Raw genomic sequence first — 19,806 nt, 5'->3', positions numbered from 1 at the left:
AAACCTCATGAGAAAATAATTCTGAAAAGACCTTTTAATGGAGTATATATATTTCCAATGATTCCGATGAAGGTATCTCTTCTTTTTTTACTATGATTCAAAAATTTTGCAATAAGCTCAACCAACCATGAACGGCGGATCAGCCACTGGAAGCCAATATTAAGAAATGTTTTTTCACGAAAGTATTTTTCTTTTTTGTGCCTATAAACTTGTAAGGAAGAGTTATAATCAAAACAAACTTTTGAAATATTGATACTTTCGAAAAGCATATTCGCTGTTAATAAAGCATTAAAGATACCTTCTCCAGTAATTGGGTCAATAAAGCCTGCGGCATCACCAATTAGGGCCACATTATTTCCAATAACATCTCTTACACTGTGCTCAATTGGAAAACTTGTATGGATCTTATCTTCTTCGTCTAGTGTAACCCCTAGCTCATCTTTAATACTTTCAAGATAATACTTGAAAGCATTGCGTGCACTTCCATATTTCTTGATTTCATCAGCTCCACAAACAAGAGAGAGGTTTAGTTCAGTATTCGAGATAGGATCGACACCAATATAGCTTCCTCTTTCAAAAATAAACATCTGTCCTTTTCGAATAGGAACTTTGTCAGTATTGAGCCAAGCATGAAGAGCAATACGTTTTTTAGAATTGGGTAACTGAAGCTTCAATTGACGTGCAACGATTGAGTTTCGTCCATCTGCACCGACAAGAAGACGAGAATAATAAACTTCTTTATCAGCTGTTTCGACTCTCCAATATGTTCCTAAATACTCAAAACTCACAACACTTTGACCAAATCGTAAGTCTGCACCACTTTCACTTGCTAGCTTGGCCAGTCTCTGATCAAGAATTTTTCGATTAACACTGACACCAAAATTTCTCCTTCCTCCCTCACTTGTAGGGAATGTGCTATTAACACGACAGCCTTTTGGCGTATGTATCATCATCCCATTAAGAGGTAAGAAGCCATCATAAACTGATTGTAAATTAAGTTCATCAAGAAGCTTTACCCCTTGAGGACAAAGATATTCGCCGCATACTTTACGACCGACCTCTTTATTTCTTTCAAGAATCAGTACTTTTGAATTCTTTTGAGCCATTAAGTGTCCAAGTAATGCCCCTGCGGGACCACCACCAATGATAAGTACATCATAAATATTCATTTCCACTCCTCAACAATCTCTCTTAGAGACGCATTACCTAAGTAAAGTGTTGGCAGAACAAAGAGATCGAAAATCATTCCACAAAACAAGATGAAAGATAAATTCACCCCAAACTCTCTAATAGGAAGAAAGTCATAAATTCCAAATAATAAGAATGCGATAATAAGAGTAAGCGAACTCGTTAGAATAGGCTTAACGATTGTTTCAACATAAATGCTAAAGTCACCTTGTTTTTGGTCAAAGAAATGTAGTAGATGAAAAGTACTGTCTACGACAATCCCGAGCCCCACACTATAAGTCATAACAGTTGCAATATTTAACGACATCCCCATGATATTCAAAAAACCTAGCGACAAACCAAGTGGCATTGTATTGACTAGAATAAAAATGGCAAAAAGCTTTATCTGTTTTAAAAAAATAACAGCAATGAGGGCCATGATAACCAAACTTAACAAAAAGCTCTTTGAAAGAGTATGAACCATTGCTTTTTGAGAAATCATTAAATTGTAGTACAGGCCATCTAAGCGATAAGTTTTCTCTCCAATAATACTTTTAACTTTATTCAATAGGATTTCGTATTGATCAACATTTAAAGGAGTTCCAAGAAGAGTTACCTTATATTGAGAATCTATTGGGTAAGCTTCTCTAATGCCTTCGGCCGCTTTCGAATAAAGTGTCACATAAGCAAATTTATTATCCGGTAAAGAATAATTTCCACTATAGGCTTCATTAATTTTTCTAACAACAAGGTTTCGAGATAATACTCTTACACCTTTAATTTTCTCTAACTCATCTTCAACTTGTGTAAGATTTTTCAAAGCTTCATATGATAAATCCCCCATACCAATCTCTAACAGTGGTACTCCTCCAGCTATCGTTGAGATATCATTAAAGCTCTTCGCAATATTTGTTTCCTTTGGAAAGTACTTAGTTGCATCAGTTACGATAGCAACATTTACTGCTCCCCAAATTCCTAAGATGATCGATAAAAGGCCAATTACAATAAAACTCAGACCCGAAAAGCTTCTCGTTGGATATCTTTTTAATTCTCCCCCCTTCGATTCTTTTAGCTTTAAGAAATTTTCAACACTAAGTAACCAAACGATTGACAGAAGAGAGCTTAGCAAAATCATGATACTACTAAGCACCCCAAAGATACGAATAACATAAATCTCACTTACATAAAGTGATAGGAATCCTATAAAGGTGGTAACAAGCATTAGTGCTATTGGACGAGTTTTATGCTTTAAAGCACCAGATAATGAACCATCTTTCTTTGCTGAAAAGTATATATGCTGTCCAAGAGACAAAATGATCACAAATGTCATTAACGGTACTATAGAGGTCACCATATTCATTGTGACAAAGAAGTATTTAATAACACTCAAACTAAAGAGCGCACTAAAAATACATGGGATAAAGAGCATTAAGGTTGTCAGAAAATCTTTTATAAATACAAGTAAAAGAAAAAATGAAAATGTAAATAAAATCGGAAAGAGCTTTTCTTGAACAAGTGCCGAGGATTGATCGAGATGATAATTCGTATACTCATGTCCAGCACAGTAGAAGTTCTTTTCATCCTCCACTCTTTTGATGATCTCTTTCAGTTGACTTTTTTCGCCATTATTAAAAATTAGAAAACCAATTCGATTGGAAGAAATAAGGTCAGCTTTCGCTAGTTTTCCTTTTTGAAGTTCAACATCCAGTTCCCGACGCTCTTTTGTAAGATCATGTGGATAAACAAAGTAACATTCATCACTACATAAATCCTCAAGCTTTTTACCAAAATTTAGAAGTCTTGAATAAGCTTCGATACTTGGAGTGTCATTTGCGTAAACAACAAGAGAGTCCACTTCTGGGTAATCTTGCTGAAATGCCTTAAACTGTTCTATCCCCTTATCTGTTAAGAAGATTGATTCCGGATTCTTTTGTTTTAAATCCTTTGTATAAAACAACATTCCAGCGAAGACCCCTAGAAATAGGATAATAAATAGAGACCTAAAGATCGCTTTTATTATGACCTCCACTCTAAAAGAATACTTTGGGCCATAAAGCCAGGGCCGAATGCTAGCATATAACCACGCTGCCCACTTTCAATAACTCTTTCTCTTGTAACCTTGTCAAAGATATGAAGAATTGTCGCAGAAGACATATTTCCACAATTTTCAAGAACCCATTTAGACTCTGAAATATCTTTGTTGTAATCACCAATATAGTCTTCAACCATTTGAATGATTTTCTTTCCACCTGGATGAAACATATAATTATCTATATCTTCAATCTTTAGGCCATTGCGCTCTAAAAACGGTAAGAAAATATTTTCAAAATTTCCTTCAATTGCACTAGGTACGTCTTTATCTAAAACAATTTTAAGTCCTGAGTTAATTAACTCAAATCCCATCAGGTATTCACCATGAGAAAAGTTATACATATCTGTATCGATAATATGAGCACCTTTACCTTCGCCACCTTTTAAGACAGCACAAGCAAAACCGTCAGAGAAAATTGCTGTTGAAACAAGATTGGCAGCATCAAGATCATTTAGTTGGAAAGTGATACTTGGTATTTCCATTGTTAAAACAAGTGCTGTTTTATCAGGATTGGCCTTTAAGAATTCATCTGCATAAATTAATGCCGACGTTCCTCCTGCACATCCCATCTCTGTTACTGGCAAACGAACGACATCTTTTCGTAAACCAAATTCATTGACGAGATAAGCATCAACTGAAGGGATCATGAAGCCTGTGCAACTAGTTGTGATGATATAGTCAACTTCACTTGGATCAATATTAGATCTTTCAAAAGTTCGTTTCAATAACCTCTTACCGTACTCAACCATTTTGGCTTTATAGATATTATTCTTCTCTTCAAAACTTATATCTGAAAATACAGTCTCAAGATCGACAACCGCACTACGCTGATCTATTTTGGAGCCCTTAAATATTTTCAGGGCCTTACGTTTTGTCATTTCATCAACATTCTTCAGCCACAGGCGTTGGGCAGCTTCAATGATCTCTTCTGTTTTGTAAGTGTAATCTGGTTTATAAGTTTCCATGTGAACAATACGAGTCATTTGTTCCTCCTTTCGTAGAGAAAGAATCGTTCAAAACCTTAAATTTTGTAACTGGACGAAAGTCCTAATTCCAAATAAAATGTGTATTATCAGATAGATACAATATTTATACGACTAAGGTCCTAGAACTATGCTTAATAAACGTGAACGCCTAATTACTGGATTACTCTTCCTCTTTATCTCTCTTTTTCTTATTTTTGATATTTATGAGGACATCAGTGATGGCTCGACATATGAGCACGTTATCGAAGAAGGCATCATAATGTTCATAGGTCTCATCGGAACTGGTGTTCTATGGTTCAAGTGGCTATTTACAAAAAAAGAAAACTTAAGAATTAATTCAGACGTTACAAAGTTAAAATCTGACCTAGAAAGTTATAAACGAAAAACTCAAGATCTTTCACGCGGTCTCTCTGAAAAAATTAATGATCAATTAAATGAATGGGCATTAACAAAATCAGAGAAAGACATCTCACTTTTATTGTTAAAAGGCCTAACAATAAAAGAGATTGCTGATATTAGATCCACATCAGAGAAAACAATTAAGCAACACTGCACTAATATCTATAGTAAATCAAACCTCAGTGGACGTAGTGAATTATCGGCATTCTTTTTAGAGGATATTTTAATCATTGATAGGTTATAATCTCTATAGAAAAATAATCAAGAACAAGTGATCATGAATCTTACAGAGTTTAATGAAGAATTAGCAAAAACGAATAAATTAGTAATTATTGGACCAATGGCCCTAACATTGCCCTATATTATTAATTCTCCAATCATTTACGTTGATGGTGGCCTAAATCATAGGCCAAGTGACGATCATCCTTACCTTTCAGTTGGTGATAATGATTCAAATACAACTAGCGATAATCTTGATATAACGTTGGATGAAAACAAAGACTTTTCAGATCTAACTTACGCATTAACTCTTATCCCTGATAATATTACCGAAATAAAGCTCTTTGGATTTTTAGGAGGAAGACTAGATCATCAAATGGTGACTTTAGGCTCGATCCACCACTTTCTAAAAGAAAGAAAACACCAAACAAGGTGTCATTTTGAAAAGAAAATTATCGCAAATTCAAGCGGTAACTTCTCTTTTACACATGAAGGTATTTTTTCAATTCTTAGTCTTGAAGAACAAGAAATAACAATAAGTGGTGCTTGTGATTATCCCCTCAATGACGATAAAGGAGTAAAAACTCTTAGTTGCCTTACTCTTTCGAATAAAGCCTACGGTGAAGTCCATATAACATCTAAACACCCTATTTTTGTCTACTTACTAGATAAAGAAGTGCCAGGCAACAATGCCTAGCACTTTCATTTTTTTTTAATGAGATGATTTCTCTTTTTCATCAGCAAATAGCTTAACAAAATTTTCTGTCGCATCGGAAACTTCAATTTTATGCGCCTTTTTCTCAGCACTTTTTGGTAGAGCGAGATAGAGGATTCCGTCTTGAAGTTGCGCCTGAACTTCACTTCGATTAATGAAATGAGGTACAGTTAAGCTGCGCGAGATACGACGAGTCTCTCCACCACCATCTTCAAATAATGTCTTACGTTCGGCTTCAATAGTAACTAGGCCATCATCGACTTGAATATTCAGATCTTCTTTTTTTACACCAGGCATATCAATGCTGAGTAAGTAAGCACTTTCAGTTTCCTTCATCTCTCCAAAGGCATTAGAATTTCCACTTCCTCGACCTTGCCAAATATCTTCAAGGCCAGAGATGATATCTCTAAACTCATTGTCAAAATTAGCACTACCGAAGAAATCAGAATTAAATGCTGAGCTTTTTCGTGGGACAATCGAACGTCTAATCATGGTAATCTCCTTTAAGTTTCGTGTGTATCTTCTCTTATAGATGAGCCAATTTTATCACTGTAAAGGAGTCGGATAAACTTAAGATATTTTTAAATGCTTCAAATGAGAACTAAAGGACTTCATAACAATAAGATGAATAGGAGCTTGTGTGTAACAATAGATATACCAAGGAAGAGACGGTCGGAAATCATTGATTGAGACAAGCGTAAACTTACCATTGGCCACGCTTCTAAACTCAAGCCATCCTGTATTAGTAGATGCACTTAACAATCCCCCAATAATATGAAACTTGGCCCTTCTTAAGTTAGATTTATTCTCAATGTATTTGAGTGTTAACAATGGGGCCCTAATACAAATAATATTAAAAGTAATATTTCCCCTATCTTCGTGAACATAGATAATGAATCTAATAAAACGCGGAAGCCACTTTATATAGGTACTTGCTAACTCTTTCATTTCAAGGTGACTAGGATTATCAAGACGTTGAATTGAACGAACAGTCCTCTCTTCTTTACGTCGTGCTACACGAGGTTTTCTCTTTGTCTTTTCAATTCTTACTAGATCAAGCATTTGATCATATGTTCGAATCTTTATTAAATTATCGATATCACTGTCAATTTCAACTTTAGGTAGATGACATTTTAAACTATCAACTAATGGAGAAACCAATTCAATTTCTGATTCACCAAAAACACTAACCCACCACTTAGATAATTTTAAGTAATTAATCGGTACAGGAATCATTGGACAGAATTTTCTGAAACGCTTTGAAGTTTTTCGAATTAATTGTTCATAGGTTACATCTTCACCATTAACGATATTTATAATACGATTATAAAATCTGTCATCGCCAATAAGCTGAGTGATAACTCTTAATAAGTCATCGATAAATACCACTTGGGTGCGACTCTTAGTCCACTTTGGTAAAATCATAGCAGGTAAATTTATCACAAGATTTTTTAAAATTTCAAATGATGAGCCACCATCGCCAACGATCATACCTGCTCGTAAGATCGTATAGGGAATTCCTGTCGACTTGAAAACTTCTTCAACTTCAAGACGACTTTTAAGATGTTCACTACTCTCACCCGTAGGTACTAAACCACCGAGATAGATAATATGTTTCACATTATTATGTAGGCATGCCTTTGCAAAATTATCTGCCAAGAGCAGGTCTGTATCTCGAAAGCTTCCTTGAAATAACCTTGAAGAAGGCAGCATTGAATGAACAAGATAAATGGCGATATCGATATCTTTTAAAGCTTCTTTTGTACTATGATAAGAGAATAGATCCGTCTTAGAGAATTCAACTTTATCATCAGAATAAACTTCACTACGGCCTAAGGCCCTTACGAGATGCTTATCCTTAATCTTTTGAATGAGATTCCTACCAATAAATCCATTGGCCCCGGCAATTGCTATTTTCATAATGAACAACTATTTTCAATCATTTCTCTTTCGTCGTACGTAGAGTGTTTTCTTTACTCTGGCTACTTTCTTATTGTCTTTGTCGTAAATAAAAGTTTCAAATACAGGAAGAGCCTTTCTGGCTTCGCTTGCCTCTTGCTTAATCCTGTTCACTTCTTCCATCTTTATCTCGAACTCGGCCTTGACGATATCTTTGCCTGGACTTAAGAATTCGATCTCAGCAGCTTTATCCCAAATAATATGATCTTTACCAAGGTGAAAACTTAGTAAGAGCATATAGAATGGATCACACATAGAGTATAAGCTTCCGCCGAAGTGAACTCCAACATAATTAGTATTAAGAAATGTTTGTTTCATTTGAACACAGATCTTCGTGCGTTCATCGTTGATTGATAGAACTTTAATTCCTGCACCGAGGTAAGGAGGCCAATAATTTAATAATTTAATGGCCTTTTCTGGAGGTATTTTTTGCCAAAAACTCATGCCACACCTTAAAATTCAACTAAATAATAAAGTACTTATTATATCATTGGAAATTTTAAAGTCACGCGTGAGCCACTATTTGGCATATTTTCGATAAAGAGAGCTGCTCCATGCTTTTTAAGAAAAGAATGAACAAGTTTTAAACCTACGCCTGTACCTTTCTCACCTTTTGTTCCAGTCTTTACATGAAATGTTTGGCCACTTTGAATTCCATCAATAACAATATCAGGAACCCCTTCTCCTTCGTCACAAATCTCGATAGCATAACCATCTTTAACTGCACCCTTAACAACAATCCTCTTTCCCTCAGGAGAGAACTTAATTGCATTTGAGATAATATTGCGCACACAAGTTTCAATCATATTACTATCGTGATCAAAGATATAATCCTCTAAATCAACCTCGATTACAAGATCCTTGGTCTGGGCCAATTCATAAGCAAATTCGACAGCACTTGTAATTGTATCTTTTATATTTAACTCTTTCGGACTATATCCCAGACTCTCATTACTTGTGAGTGCCCATGCCAGTAAATCTTTAAGTAGCGCATCTGTCTTTTTGGCCGACTTAATAATACGATCTTGATAGAGCTTAATTCTCTCAACAGATAACTCTTCATTTCTTTTAGAAACAAGAGATGCTGAAGAAAGAATTACTTGTAATGGACTTTTTAAATCATGAGCAATTGTTGAGATTACATCATCTTTTGTTTTATTAAGTTCTTCAAGACGACGATTCGAAATATAAAATAATCTCCAAGCTCTATTAAACATTGAGCGAAATGCGAAGAGAACGATATTAAGAGAAAGAAGAATAAAGATTTTGTAGAAATGTTTATTTAATTCAACTGATTCATTTAAAATAGGTACGATGACAAATAAAGCAAAGAGAATTACACAATTAATAATAATACCATTTAATCTTCCCGGTAGCATGACATAGAAAGAGGTTGTCATAATCATAATACCAGCAAGAAGTGTGGTACTTGTCCCCATAATCATAAAAGTCATTAAAGCGACAATCACTACAGAAGCTAATTTTATAAAGAATAAGTGTACTTCAATTTTGTCATTATAATCACTCTTTCTAAAAGCGATGAAGAACCCTAATCCGTATACAACAAGTAAGGCCCTAAAGAATGTGAGAATATTTGCTGATCCAAAAGTATAGATACGTTGATAGTCCGCAAGAATTCCTGCAAATAACAGCAGAATACAGCAAACTAAATACGACAATAACGTGTATGTTCTATCCTTGGGCCAAGACGTTTGAAGATAATTTCTCTCTTCAACACGAGACTTAAATTCCCCAAAGGAATTGATTAGGGTTTCCAATAGTTAATCCTTTAAATTTCAATACGTAAACAATTAGTCTTTACTACATTTATACAAGAGATTCGAGAAAAAAGATTGTGCTGTAAAAATTTACAGGCTTGTTATTCTCATAAAAACAGATACTTAGACTACATTAAACAAATGATTATTTTGTTCGACATTTAGTCGGCCAGGGAAATCTTTCAATTGGGATAAGAAGCTGAATTTAGCGTGTTATTCATAAATATGAAGAAAATTACACCTATAATCATTGCACCTCTATTAACCCTTAATGTCTTTGCAATTGATATTAAGTCAAAGCTACTAGACTTTCACCAAATACAAGAAGAGTTGAAATGCGAAAGTGACTTCACTTATATATCTTCTGCATTTAAGGTGAAAAAATCGGACTCCATCAACTGTTCAGATGTAGAGTGGGCCAATAATGCTATAGCTAAAGTCGCAAAACTTAGAGAAGACTCTCCTGTCGTAAACTTAGAACTTCTCTCCCGCGATAATGGAGCCTCATTTGATATAGGAGAAACAATTCGTATCCCACTTCATCTAACCTTTACTAACCAATGGGGACAAGTCTTTAATTCTTATAGCATTGGTACTGATGCAATTTTATATCACGAGTATTCTCACGCAATCTTTGGCGAAAGAATTGGAAAAAAGTTTTATCCTAAACTAAAGGCACTAGCAGAAAGACTATCTCGCTTCAAAGTGAATCGCCATAAGGCATATGCTGAGGGGAATCCTCGAAATGTTGTCCAATACTATACAAAGCAAATTGAAGTCATTGAAGAGAGAATTAAAAATCATAGTGAACTTGAAAAATACCACCTTTCTTCTTCTTATAACGAGTTATTTGCTGATTTAGTGGCCGTGCTTGTAACAAATAATCGCAATGCAATTTTCAATGCTCTTTATTATGATGAAATGACAGACGATGCCTACCAACTAACAAAACTGAGATCTTTTGAAGACCAAAATACAAAGTATGATAACCGCGGTTTATACGAAGAACACGGTGAATTAGCATTAGTTCGCCAGTATATTGGAGAAGAAATACTTCCAAATATTTTCAAGAAAGAAAATGAAGAACAACTAAAGAAAGATTTGATTGAAATAGTTCTAGACTCAATTGAGTCACAAATGGATATGCGAATTCGTAAGTCTGCCTACAAAATTTCACCGATGCAAAGTAATACCGCCTTAATTGAAGAAATTAAAGAGCGATACCAAACAACAAAATAGCTACCCATTTCATTTATTAAATTCAAAAGTACAGCTTTATCATAAAGCTGTACTTATCTTAATTATTTGTATTAGTTTTCAAGAATTGATGTGAGATAGATTAAATCATAATAAGTAGCTAAGAATAAGTCAGGATCACGATCTGCAAGACCTTTATAATATTCAAATGTGTCTTCTTTTCCATCCTCAAAGTACTTTACGAGAGCACGAAAGCTACGTGAATTAATTGAATGATGTCCTACAATCGTTGCCGATAACTTCAGAGTCTCATTAAGATCATATTTCAAAACATTTTTATTATAATTTTCAATCTCTCTTTGCGCAGCTATTAACACAGGTGAAAGCAGATAAACTCCACCTCCCTGTTTTACTATTTCACCAGCAAAAGGACTCACCTTATCACTTGCCAAGTAAGGCCCCATATACTGACTATATGTTTTTCTCAAAAGCGCTCTATTCATTCCAATTCGCTTTAATCCTTTCTTTTGGGCCAAAAGAAATAATGCATTAACCTCAGCAAAGGACTCAGACTCATGGACACCATGTCCACTTGGAGGCGATTGATAATTTATTGGAAGATAAATATCATCTAAGCAATGTGAAAGCTCATGATAGAGAGAAAAATAATATAGTTCTTCAAGGGAGAATAGTCGCTCAATTTTTGAGAAGTCAAAGTCTTTATAAACATCAACTCTGTCATCATGCCCAAGAGATCTTCTCACTTCACTTGGCAAATCATTAATTATTCCATTTGGAAGAACTGCACAAAATTTAAATTCCCTACTCCATCCTCCTTTCATAAAAGGTAGAGCTGAAGCAGAGCCATTTAATACGCCAAAATATGGGATGAGATTGATGGCCTCATTTCTTTCCAGTTCAATACCAAACTTTTGAATCATATATTCGCTAAGAAGCTTAATTTGTTGCTCCTCAGAATGCCCCTTAAGAATTGGTACGACTTCACTCTTATCAAAAATAACGATTGGATAGTTTTTAACATTTCCATATTCCGCATTTAAAACTTTAATTTCATTTGAAAGAGTTAATTCGAGATTGGAGGCAAACACTCCGCTTGCCAGCAAGGTGACTGCTAGGAACTTATTAAATAATTTATTCATATTTTGGCCTTGTTATTTTTTTTTCATTTAACCATATTTCAATAACCTACTTAGGCTAAATGGCTTTATTTACATGGCCGTTCAAGATTTAGACATCCTATAAGTGGGGAATATTCCCCACTTATCGATACTGCGAGGTTAAGCTACTTTGATTTTTGGATTTAAAGTAAATTTACAATTCATTGAATTAGTTACCAAGCATTTGTGCTGAGTTTCTTCCAATAACTTTAAGTAATCATCTACATTTTCCTTACCGCGAACAACAAGGTGTGGTTGAATTTCAACTGTTGTGAATGTAAGCTTCCCATCTTTTCTTTCGAGCTTGGCATCTGCTTTTACATCGAGGGTATCCCAATCCATTTTTCGCGCCTGGGCCAGGGCCTTAAAGCTTAAGAGGTAGCAACTTGAAATACTTGCTGAAAATAAATCTTCAGGAGACCACTCTCCTTCTGGTCCTTTAAATTCAGGAGGAGCTGTCGCTTCCAAATTCTGTTTACCTTTAGAAGAAATCTTCATTCTTCCATCATTTCTCTCACCGTGGGTGTTGGTACTGTAAATACTCATATATACTCCAATGTTCTCGTTATCTTGCTATCTTAAAGTCTTTTGGGAAGCAGTGGCCTTAAAGAATTCCTTATTTTTGTTTAACAACTAAACAAGGCCATAATCTTTGAAGCTTGAAAGAATTGAAAACAGATTCAACTTGCACTACAAGCAAAAACCTAAGCTACGTCATCTTTTTTTTGCTCATATTCTTCTAATATTGCCCTTAGGAGTAAAAAATATGATTAAAGACAGTCTTGTTCAAAAATATAATGTACCAGTTCCACGCTACACAAGCTTTCCAGCAGTGCCCTATTGGACGGGAGCACCATCTCAGGAGATGTGGTTTGAACACCTCAAAGAAGGTTACGATAAGTCTCAAGGAGTAGAACTCTATATCCATGTCCCATTCTGTGAAAAACTTTGTTACTACTGCGGTTGCCATCGAGTTATTTCTAAGAATAAAAATCGCGGTATTGAATATGTTGATTTTCTCTTAAGAGAATGGGAACTCTATCTCGAACAAATGGGTGATATTAATATCTCGTCAATTCACCTTGGTGGCGGAACACCTAATTTCTTAAATGAAGAAGCATTTTCTACTTTATTAGATAAATTAAAGGAGTCGATTGATGCTAAAGAGTTTAAAGGCTCAATTGAGATAGACCCACGTACTTGTTCAAAATCGCAACTAGACCTTTATAAGAAGCTTGGATTTAGTCGATTATCAATGGGAATACAAGATTTTGATCCAGTTGTTCAAGAGGCAATTGGGCGTATCCAACCTTTTGAAAAAGTAAAAGAGCTTGTGGACTATTGTCGTGAAATTGGAATTGATGACATAAACTTTGATTTAATCTACGGCCTTCCTTATCAGACACTCGATACAGTTGAAGCAACAATCGAGAAGGTCATTTCACTTAAGCCGTTACAAATTGCATTCTATAGCTATGCCCACCTTCCATCTAAGATTAAAAATCAAAAGTTAATCCCAGAGGAGGCTCTTCCAGAAGGAGCACTTAAGCGAGCTCTTTATGAACATGGCAAAGGTCTACTTGAAAATCATTCTTACAAAGAGATTGGGCTAGATCACTTTGCAAAATCAAATTCACAGCTTTATCAAGCAAAGCAGGAAGGAAAACTAAGAAGAAACTTTATGGGTCATACTCATAAAAGTTCACCAATAATTATTGGCCTTGGTTGCTCTTCAATATCTTCTTCAGCAAAAAGCTTTGTACAAAATGAGAAGAACGTAAAAACTTATTTCGAATCAATAAGTAAGAGAAGGCTTGCCATTTCCACAGGCCATATCCACACGCAAGAAGATATCGTTGTAGAAGAGATCTTACAAAATTTCTTTGCGACAAATAGCGTTTCAAAGAAAGACTGGCAAAGCCTCAAGAATGCTTCACACATTAATAGTAAAATTTGCGAACTAGAAGAAGATGGCCTGATTACAAATAGTGATAAAATAATTGTCACTGATGATGGCAGACCATTTATGAGAAATATTGCGAGTATCTTTGATCATCATTTGATGAGATCAAAACAAAATAGTGGTTCACGTGCACTATAGATAGAAATCTATCGTAAGCATTGTCATCACACCAATAATTACGCCAAGAGTTGCATTTCTCTCATGCCCTTGCCTAAAAAGCTCGGGTAGCATCTCTTGGCAAATTACAAATAACATTGTCCCTGCAGCAAAACCTAGTGCAATCGGAAGACTTTGAGTTGATATACTAGTTGCTAAAAAACCAACACCTGCAGCAACTGGTTCTACAAGGCCAGAAAGTAAGGCCATCAAGAAAGCACGGTTCTTAGTTGCACCTTCATTTAAAATTCCAAAAGCAATAACAAGTCCTTCAGGAATATTTTGTAAAGCAATGGCCAGAGCAAGCGCCATTCCTCCAGCATGGTTTCCACCACCGAAGCCCACTCCAACAGCAAGGCCCTCAGGTATATTATGAAGCGCGATGGCCAAAGTGATTAACATAACCCGACTTAGTTTGCGCTCTTGGCCACCAAGCTCCATATCGCTTTTCTTATTAATATGTTTATGGGGTATTAGATCATGAACAAAAATGATGAAGACATAGCCTAAGAATAGACTTAATAGAAAAATAGGAATTGCCATTGAAGCAGAATAGAGTTTCTTTGCCTCTTCCAAACCAGGGGTTATCAGTGAAACAAATGATGCAACTAGCATGACTCCTGCACTAAAGCCCATTGCGATATCAAGTATTTCTTTTGAATAATGCTTCTTCAAATAGATAGGTAATGCACCTATTCCTGTTGCAAGGCCCGCAACTAATACTCCAGAGATGGCCATATAATTTGCACTCATAAACTCTCCTCTTCCCCTCTGTTTAAAGGAGAATATATTAATTTTACGGAAATTCTGCGCCAGACAATATTCGATTAAACTAAAGCTTTGATAGTTATTAACTATCAACTATAAGCTCTTGATAATTTGCATATTTTTACAATCTAATGGATAATTTAAGTCACACAACACACATCGACAGGGAGCACACATGAGTCAATTGACGCCACAACAAAAAGAAGAATTACTAGCGGAAATCACACTTCTAGAAGGACAACTTACTGGAAATATGATGGAAGATATGGATATTCGTGGCAGAATTCACAATATTAAAATGAAGCTTGATGGCGTAAAACCACCAGAAAGTTTTATCGATTGTATCGGTTGTGGTTCATAAAAAAACTTAACCTAACGATCAAACTCACTTTTTAATAAAGATATAATCTGATTAATAGCGAATCTGGACTCCCTAAGATGAGGCATTTCAATAAATCCGTGCATCATCTTAGGGTATTCGAAATAGCGGTATGGCCTATTTTCTTCTTTTAGACGATTCTTTAATTCCTTGGCATCTGGGTAAAGAATATCGTGAGTACCTGTAAAAATATTTATCTCAGGCAGATCATCTAACTCCCCTCGAAGTGGACTAATACGATAATCATCCTCTGCAAGATCTTCAGCGAAGATATGACCTAATTCTCTTATCCCCTTTCGATCCAATACCATTTCATGCTCATTAATATCCTCAATTTCAGGATTACTCATACTAATATCAAGCCAAGGAGAAAGTAATATGATCGAAGATGGAAGAGGATTACCTTCATTTCTCATTTGCTCACATAGTGCAAGTGCAAGACAGCCTCCTGCCGCATCTCCCATGACAATAATATTTTCGGCCCCTACTCTTTGTGCTGTTTTCTCAAAAGACTCCCTAATCATCGACAGAGCGTCTAAAACACTGCCATGAGGAACGAGCGGGTAATCAGGCACGATGATTTCGATATCAATATTTCTCATCAATTGAGTTAACAAATGAAATTGGCCAACATTCATATTGTAGATAAATGCTCCACCGTGAATATAGAAAACTGTTTTTAGGCATTCTTTTTTTATTGGACGAAATTGAAAGAGATTTCTATTTTGAACTTGCATACAATGAATATCAAACTCGTGATAAAAAGCACGAGGTATGCTTGCTTCATTTGGTATTGGGTCTTCTTTTTTCTTTTCAATAATTTTAGAAAAAATTTTTCTTAACTGTAGAATTCGAAGACTACCTTTTGAAACAAAGGAACCAAAACTTTCATCCTCTTGGTAACGAAACTCTGTATCGATTGGATAGTGATCTTTTTTTAATGCCTTATTTCCCATAAGTTTAATATCGGTGAGATACCCATGGGGCCACAGATAAGAATGGCCAAATTCTCTTTAACCCAGAATTAAGACTCGCTGCAACACGACTCACAGAACCTCACAAAACACTAATATTTCAAAAATATTGTCCTAAAACTAAGTAAATTGTATCTAGTGTCACAACTTACAAAACACAATGTTTTGTCAATTTTAACCCGCTGTACTATGTAGAGTAGTAACTTAGGAGCTTATCTATGAAAACTTTATCGCTAATTGTTTTATCAATGTTAATTCCTGCTTTTGCTAGCGCAAATGCTCCAGAGCTAAAGAGCTACTTTAATGATCTAAGAAATGACTACAAATTATTCAAAGACTGTAACCTATATGACATTTACAGTAATCAAGATCTAAGCGCTGGTGATGAAGCACAAAAATGTTATGAATTCAAAATCACGAAAATAACATTTAAAGTTGCTGAGATCCTAGGCGGAGAACTTGAGCTAATTAATATCCATGACGATACAAGCTTTGATATGAAGTTCACTTTGGCAAAGGCACTTCGCTCAAAAGACTATATGGGTGGACGCTATACTTCACCAGATGGTGAGTACGGATCATCAACAGGTTTTAAAAATGCATATAAAGTTGGCGACCTCTACCTTTTTCAATACGAGTCGACAGGTGGAGAATGGGATAATATGCACATAACAACGAAGTACTTTCTACTTAATAAAGCGGGTGAATTACTTGGAAGATATAGCGTAAGTGCTTCAATCGATTAATGAATCTAAAATTTAAAAAGCCCCTCACGCATGAGTAGAAGATGAGGGGCCCCCTAGATTTCTCTAGATTATTTATGTAACGCAGAGAGAGTTATTGCGTTTACACAAGCATTAAATCTTCAAAGGCAGAAAGACCTGCTTTGGCCCCTTCTCCCATTGCGATAATAATTTGTTTATAAGGTACGATTGTTACATCTCCGGCCGCATAAATACCTTTCTGACTTGTACGACACTTATCAGTTACAACAATTTCCCCAAACTTATTCTTTTCAACAAGATCCCCAAGGAAGCCACTATTTGGCACAAGACCGATCTGAACAAAGACACCATCAAGGTCAACTTTTTTCATCTCACCTGATGCTCGGTCTTCATACTCTAGACCAATTACTTTTTCCCCGTCCCCTACAACTCTTTCTGTACGAGCATTTTTAACAATCGTAACATTTGATAGAGATTCTAATTTCTTTATAAGAACAGAGTCAGCTTTAAGCTCAGGTGCAAATTCAAAAAGAGTAACAGACTTCACAATCCCTGCAAGGTCAATCGCCGCTTCAACACCAGAGTTACCACCACCGATAACGCTAATGTCTTTGCCTTTGTAGTAAGGCCCATCACAGTGTGGGCAATAAGCAACACCGCGACCGATATATTCTTTTTCACCGTCAACACCAAGCTCACGCCATTTAGCACCTGTTGCAATAATAAGTGCTTTAGTTTGAACAGTTTCTCCACTATTTAGAAATAATGTTTTCACATCACCATTTTCAATATTATCAACGCGGCGATGCTCAAGTGTTTTAATATCATACTGTGACATATGTTCATTAAGGGCCGCAGATAAGTGCGGACCTTCTGTATATGGAATTGAAATAAAGTTTTCGATACCTTTAGTATCTTGCATCTGACCACCAATGCGATCAGTAATAACGGCCGTTTTAAGCCCTTTACGAGATGAGTAGATTGCAGATGAAACTCCAGCAGGGCCTCCTCCAATAACGATAACATCGTATAGGCCAAGATCTTTCGTTTCACTTGAAATAGATGCTTCTTCTTTACCAAAGCGTGCTTCTAGCTTTTCAAGTAAATCAACAAGTGATGACTTTCCAGAGTGTACGAGATCATCGCCATCAATAACACTTGGAACACCTTGTATCTTAAGTCTTGCAATCTCATCTTGCTCAAACTCTCCATCAACCATTTCGTGAGAGAAGTCCTCTTTAAAGATGGCCATTAGATTTAGCGCCTGAACGATATCAGGACAATTTTCACAAGATAGTGAAATATATGTTTTAAGGCTTATCTCACCTTTAAGTGCTTTAATTCGATTAATAATCATCTCATCAGGAAGCTTTCCTTTAAGATCACTATTTAAGATAGCAAGGATAAGTGAAGTAAACTCATGCCCACCTGGAATTCCTGAAAACTTAATTCCATTTGCCTTGCCGTTCACATGAATTTCAAAATGTGGATAGTCGTAATTTTGTCCACTAGACTTTGCCACAACCTTTGGAGAAGTCGTCGCAATACTCTCTAGCATCTCAACAAGCTCTTGTTGTTTAGCATGTGCTGACTCATTGTAGACAAGACCAATCTCACTCTCTAGCTGAGCATAGACTGACTTTAATTGTTCAATGATTCCACTATCTAACATAATTACTCCAATCAAATTTTAGGACAGGCCCAAGCAATAAAGCCTGGGCCCAAAATATCGTTGAGAAAAAATCTTAGATTTTTCCTACAAGGTCTAAACCTGGCTTAAGTGTTTCAGCACCTGGCTTCCACTTAGCTGGACATACTTCATCAGGGTGAGCTGCGATGAACTGAGCAGCTTGCACCTTTCTCATTAGTTCGTCAGCATTACGTCCAATTCCATTGTCGTGAATTTCAGCAAGTTTGATTTCACCTGCTGGGTTGATTAGGAAAGTCCCTCTGTAAGCAAGACCTTCTTCTTCGATATGAACACCAAATGCTCTTGTAAGCTTACCAGTTGGGTCAGCTAGCATTGGATACTTAATTTTCTTGATTGTATCTGAAGTGTCATGCCAAGCTTTGTGTGTGAAGTGAGTATCAGTTGATACAGAGTAAACCTCTACACCCATTTTTTGGAATTCTTCATACTTATCTGCCATGTCACCAAGTTCAGTTGGGCATACAAATGTAAAGTCTGCTGGATAGAAGAAAAGGATTGACCATTTTCCTTCTAGATCATTAGCAGTAACAGTTTTGAACTCTTCATTGTGGTAAGCTTGTACACTGAAATCTTGTACTTTTGTGTTAATTAAAGTTTGCACTATTCATCTCCTTTAGAAGTTTTAATAAGTGATATTCTACTTATAAGATTCTTCCATCAGAGGTGATTTTTATCTAATATTAATTATCTAATGCTTGATAGATGACACCTATGAAGCCATGCAGCAACACAGGTGCATATGTAATTGTAATCGTTTAAAACTTAATTAGTTTAATCTAGATGATAGATTTCCATGATATTTTCTAGAGTTTTTTCAAAGTCGATATTTAAATCTTTAAGCTCTCCCGAGTGAACATCAAAGACCCAACCATAAACTTTTAGGCCTCTTTCACGGTTCGCTTTTTGTACGGCAGCCGTTTTAATAGCATTGATACATTGCTCTTGAACATTAAGCTCAACTAGACGCTCATAGCGCTTGTCTTCATCTTCAATTGCATTAAGTTCATTTTTATGAGTACGATAAACATCGCGAATATTTCTAAGCCATGGATTTAGAATTCCAAGGTCTTGGCTTTCCATTGCGGCCTTAACACCACCACAACCGTAGTGCCCACAAACAATGATATGATCAACTTTTAAGTGATCAACAGCATAGTTTAGAACACTCATTACATTAAGATCGATACTGATAACCATATTGGCGATATTTCTGTGAACGAAGATCTCACCAGGCCCGGCACCCATTACCTCTTCGGCCGTAACACGAGAGTCAGAGCATCCGATATAAAGAAAATTAGGATTTTGTCCTGCACCTAATTTATCGAAGTATTTTTCGTCTTGCTTTAATTTAGACTGAACCCATTCTTTGTTATTTTCAAAAATCTTTTTGATATCCATATAACTCACCTATTTCTTTTTTTGCAAAATCATAAGTGAATA

At 35.8% G+C, this 19,806-nt stretch carries 20 protein-coding genes; 6 read left to right on the top strand and 14 right to left on the bottom strand.

Features of this window, described 5'->3' with window-relative positions:
- Nucleotides 1-5: 5 nt before the first annotated feature.
- Genes ACMAWV_RS13760 through ACMAWV_RS13750 form a run of 3 tightly spaced genes read right to left on the bottom strand, consistent with a single transcriptional unit; the run spans nucleotide 6 to nucleotide 4,242 of the window.
- A complete protein-coding gene (locus tag ACMAWV_RS13760; protein ID WP_412470172.1) occupies nucleotides 6-1,169 on the bottom strand; it encodes an NAD(P)/FAD-dependent oxidoreductase in 1,164 nt (387 codons plus the stop codon).
- Nucleotides 1,166-3,127 (bottom strand): hypothetical protein, encoded by a 1,962-nt coding sequence (locus tag ACMAWV_RS13755; RefSeq protein ID WP_412470173.1) that lies wholly within the window; start codon nucleotides 3,125-3,127, stop codon nucleotides 1,166-1,168. Before ACMAWV_RS13755 ends, ACMAWV_RS13760 begins: the two co-directional genes overlap by 4 nt.
- Before the next feature lie 56 nt (nucleotides 3,128-3,183).
- Complete coding sequence (locus ACMAWV_RS13750; RefSeq protein ID WP_412470174.1) at nucleotides 3,184-4,242, bottom strand: type III polyketide synthase; 1,059 nt, start codon at nucleotides 4,240-4,242, stop codon at nucleotides 3,184-3,186.
- A 130-nt stretch (nucleotides 4,243-4,372) separates the two neighbouring features.
- Between ACMAWV_RS13750 and ACMAWV_RS13745 the strand changes: the two genes are divergently transcribed.
- Nucleotides 4,373-4,888: a helix-turn-helix transcriptional regulator gene (locus ACMAWV_RS13745; protein WP_412463223.1), complete on the top strand. Its 516-nt coding sequence runs from the start codon at nucleotides 4,373-4,375 to the stop codon at nucleotides 4,886-4,888.
- A 33-nt stretch (nucleotides 4,889-4,921) separates the two neighbouring features.
- Nucleotides 4,922-5,560, top strand: coding sequence for a hypothetical protein (locus ACMAWV_RS13740; protein ID WP_412470175.1), 639 nt, complete (start codon nucleotides 4,922-4,924; stop codon nucleotides 5,558-5,560).
- A 15-nt stretch (nucleotides 5,561-5,575) separates the two neighbouring features.
- On the opposite strand, the gene ACMAWV_RS13735 is transcribed toward ACMAWV_RS13740, so the two are convergent.
- The 4 genes from ACMAWV_RS13735 to ACMAWV_RS13720 form a co-directional block, all read right to left on the bottom strand.
- On the bottom strand, nucleotides 5,576-6,070 hold the full coding sequence (locus ACMAWV_RS13735; protein WP_412470176.1) for an Hsp20/alpha crystallin family protein: 495 nt from the start codon (nucleotides 6,068-6,070) through the stop codon (nucleotides 5,576-5,578).
- Nucleotides 6,071-6,148: 78 nt separating this feature from the next.
- A complete protein-coding gene (locus tag ACMAWV_RS13730) occupies nucleotides 6,149-7,498 on the bottom strand; it encodes an NAD(P)H-binding protein (RefSeq protein WP_412470177.1) in 1,350 nt (449 codons plus the stop codon).
- 15 nt (nucleotides 7,499-7,513) lie between these two features.
- Nucleotides 7,514-7,981, bottom strand: coding sequence for a DUF4442 domain-containing protein (locus tag ACMAWV_RS13725; RefSeq protein WP_412470178.1), 468 nt, complete (start codon nucleotides 7,979-7,981; stop codon nucleotides 7,514-7,516).
- Between the two features lie 38 nt (nucleotides 7,982-8,019).
- The gene (locus ACMAWV_RS13720; RefSeq protein WP_412471149.1) at nucleotides 8,020-9,216 is read right to left on the bottom strand and encodes a sensor histidine kinase; all 1,197 of its coding nucleotides are present in this window, start codon (nucleotides 9,214-9,216) and stop codon (nucleotides 8,020-8,022) included.
- Nucleotides 9,217-9,540: 324 nt separating this feature from the next.
- Here ACMAWV_RS13720 and ACMAWV_RS13715 point away from each other — a divergent pair, with 324 nt between their 5' ends.
- Nucleotides 9,541-10,554, top strand: coding sequence for a hypothetical protein (locus ACMAWV_RS13715; RefSeq protein WP_412470179.1), 1,014 nt, complete (start codon nucleotides 9,541-9,543; stop codon nucleotides 10,552-10,554).
- A gap of 71 nt (nucleotides 10,555-10,625) precedes the next feature.
- Here the strand turns inward: ACMAWV_RS13715 and ACMAWV_RS13710 are convergent, their stop codons facing one another.
- Together ACMAWV_RS13710 and ACMAWV_RS13705 are read right to left on the bottom strand one after the other, a co-directional pair.
- Nucleotides 10,626-11,672 (bottom strand): hypothetical protein, encoded by a 1,047-nt coding sequence (locus ACMAWV_RS13710; protein WP_103218194.1) that lies wholly within the window; start codon nucleotides 11,670-11,672, stop codon nucleotides 10,626-10,628.
- A gap of 138 nt (nucleotides 11,673-11,810) precedes the next feature.
- Complete coding sequence (locus ACMAWV_RS13705) at nucleotides 11,811-12,236, bottom strand: OsmC family protein (RefSeq protein ID WP_103218195.1); 426 nt, start codon at nucleotides 12,234-12,236, stop codon at nucleotides 11,811-11,813.
- A gap of 220 nt (nucleotides 12,237-12,456) precedes the next feature.
- Here ACMAWV_RS13705 and hemN point away from each other — a divergent pair, with 220 nt between their 5' ends.
- The gene (gene hemN / locus ACMAWV_RS13700) at nucleotides 12,457-13,791 is read left to right on the top strand and encodes an oxygen-independent coproporphyrinogen III oxidase (protein ID WP_412470180.1); all 1,335 of its coding nucleotides are present in this window, start codon (nucleotides 12,457-12,459) and stop codon (nucleotides 13,789-13,791) included.
- On the opposite strand, the gene ACMAWV_RS13695 is transcribed toward hemN, so the two are convergent.
- Nucleotides 13,786-14,562, bottom strand: a complete 777-nt coding sequence (locus tag ACMAWV_RS13695; RefSeq protein WP_412470181.1) for a ZIP family metal transporter — start codon at nucleotides 14,560-14,562, stop codon at nucleotides 13,786-13,788. The genes hemN and ACMAWV_RS13695 overlap by 6 nt on opposite strands.
- Before the next feature lie 190 nt (nucleotides 14,563-14,752).
- On the opposite strand from ACMAWV_RS13695, the gene ACMAWV_RS13690 reads away from it, so the two are divergent.
- Nucleotides 14,753-14,938 (top strand): hypothetical protein, encoded by a 186-nt coding sequence (locus tag ACMAWV_RS13690; protein ID WP_021268045.1) that lies wholly within the window; start codon nucleotides 14,753-14,755, stop codon nucleotides 14,936-14,938.
- A gap of 11 nt (nucleotides 14,939-14,949) precedes the next feature.
- Here the strand turns inward: ACMAWV_RS13690 and ACMAWV_RS13685 are convergent, their stop codons facing one another.
- A complete protein-coding gene (locus ACMAWV_RS13685) occupies nucleotides 14,950-15,912 on the bottom strand; it encodes an alpha/beta hydrolase fold domain-containing protein (RefSeq protein ID WP_412470182.1) in 963 nt (320 codons plus the stop codon).
- Between the two features lie 236 nt (nucleotides 15,913-16,148).
- Between ACMAWV_RS13685 and ACMAWV_RS13680 the strand changes: the two genes are divergently transcribed.
- A complete protein-coding gene (locus ACMAWV_RS13680) occupies nucleotides 16,149-16,676 on the top strand; it encodes a hypothetical protein (protein ID WP_103218199.1) in 528 nt (175 codons plus the stop codon).
- A gap of 100 nt (nucleotides 16,677-16,776) precedes the next feature.
- On the opposite strand, the gene ahpF is transcribed toward ACMAWV_RS13680, so the two are convergent.
- The 3 genes from ahpF to ACMAWV_RS13665 all read right to left on the bottom strand — a co-directional run bounded on the left by ahpF (nucleotide 16,777) and on the right by ACMAWV_RS13665 (nucleotide 19,764).
- Complete coding sequence (gene ahpF / locus ACMAWV_RS13675; protein WP_412470183.1) at nucleotides 16,777-18,327, bottom strand: alkyl hydroperoxide reductase subunit F; 1,551 nt, start codon at nucleotides 18,325-18,327, stop codon at nucleotides 16,777-16,779.
- 73 nt (nucleotides 18,328-18,400) lie between these two features.
- A complete protein-coding gene (gene ahpC, locus ACMAWV_RS13670) occupies nucleotides 18,401-18,967 on the bottom strand; it encodes an alkyl hydroperoxide reductase subunit C (protein ID WP_103218201.1) in 567 nt (188 codons plus the stop codon).
- Between the two features lie 170 nt (nucleotides 18,968-19,137).
- Nucleotides 19,138-19,764 (bottom strand): carbonic anhydrase, encoded by a 627-nt coding sequence (locus tag ACMAWV_RS13665; protein ID WP_103218202.1) that lies wholly within the window; start codon nucleotides 19,762-19,764, stop codon nucleotides 19,138-19,140.
- Nucleotides 19,765-19,806 lie beyond the last annotated feature (42 nt).

Source organism: Halobacteriovorax sp. RT-1-1 (assembly GCF_047085455.1).
Taxonomy (GTDB): Bacteria; Bdellovibrionota; Bacteriovoracia; order Bacteriovoracales; family Bacteriovoracaceae; genus Halobacteriovorax_A.
The sequence above is the reverse complement of the archived record's forward strand: the minus strand, read 5'-3'. Positions and strand labels throughout refer to the sequence as shown.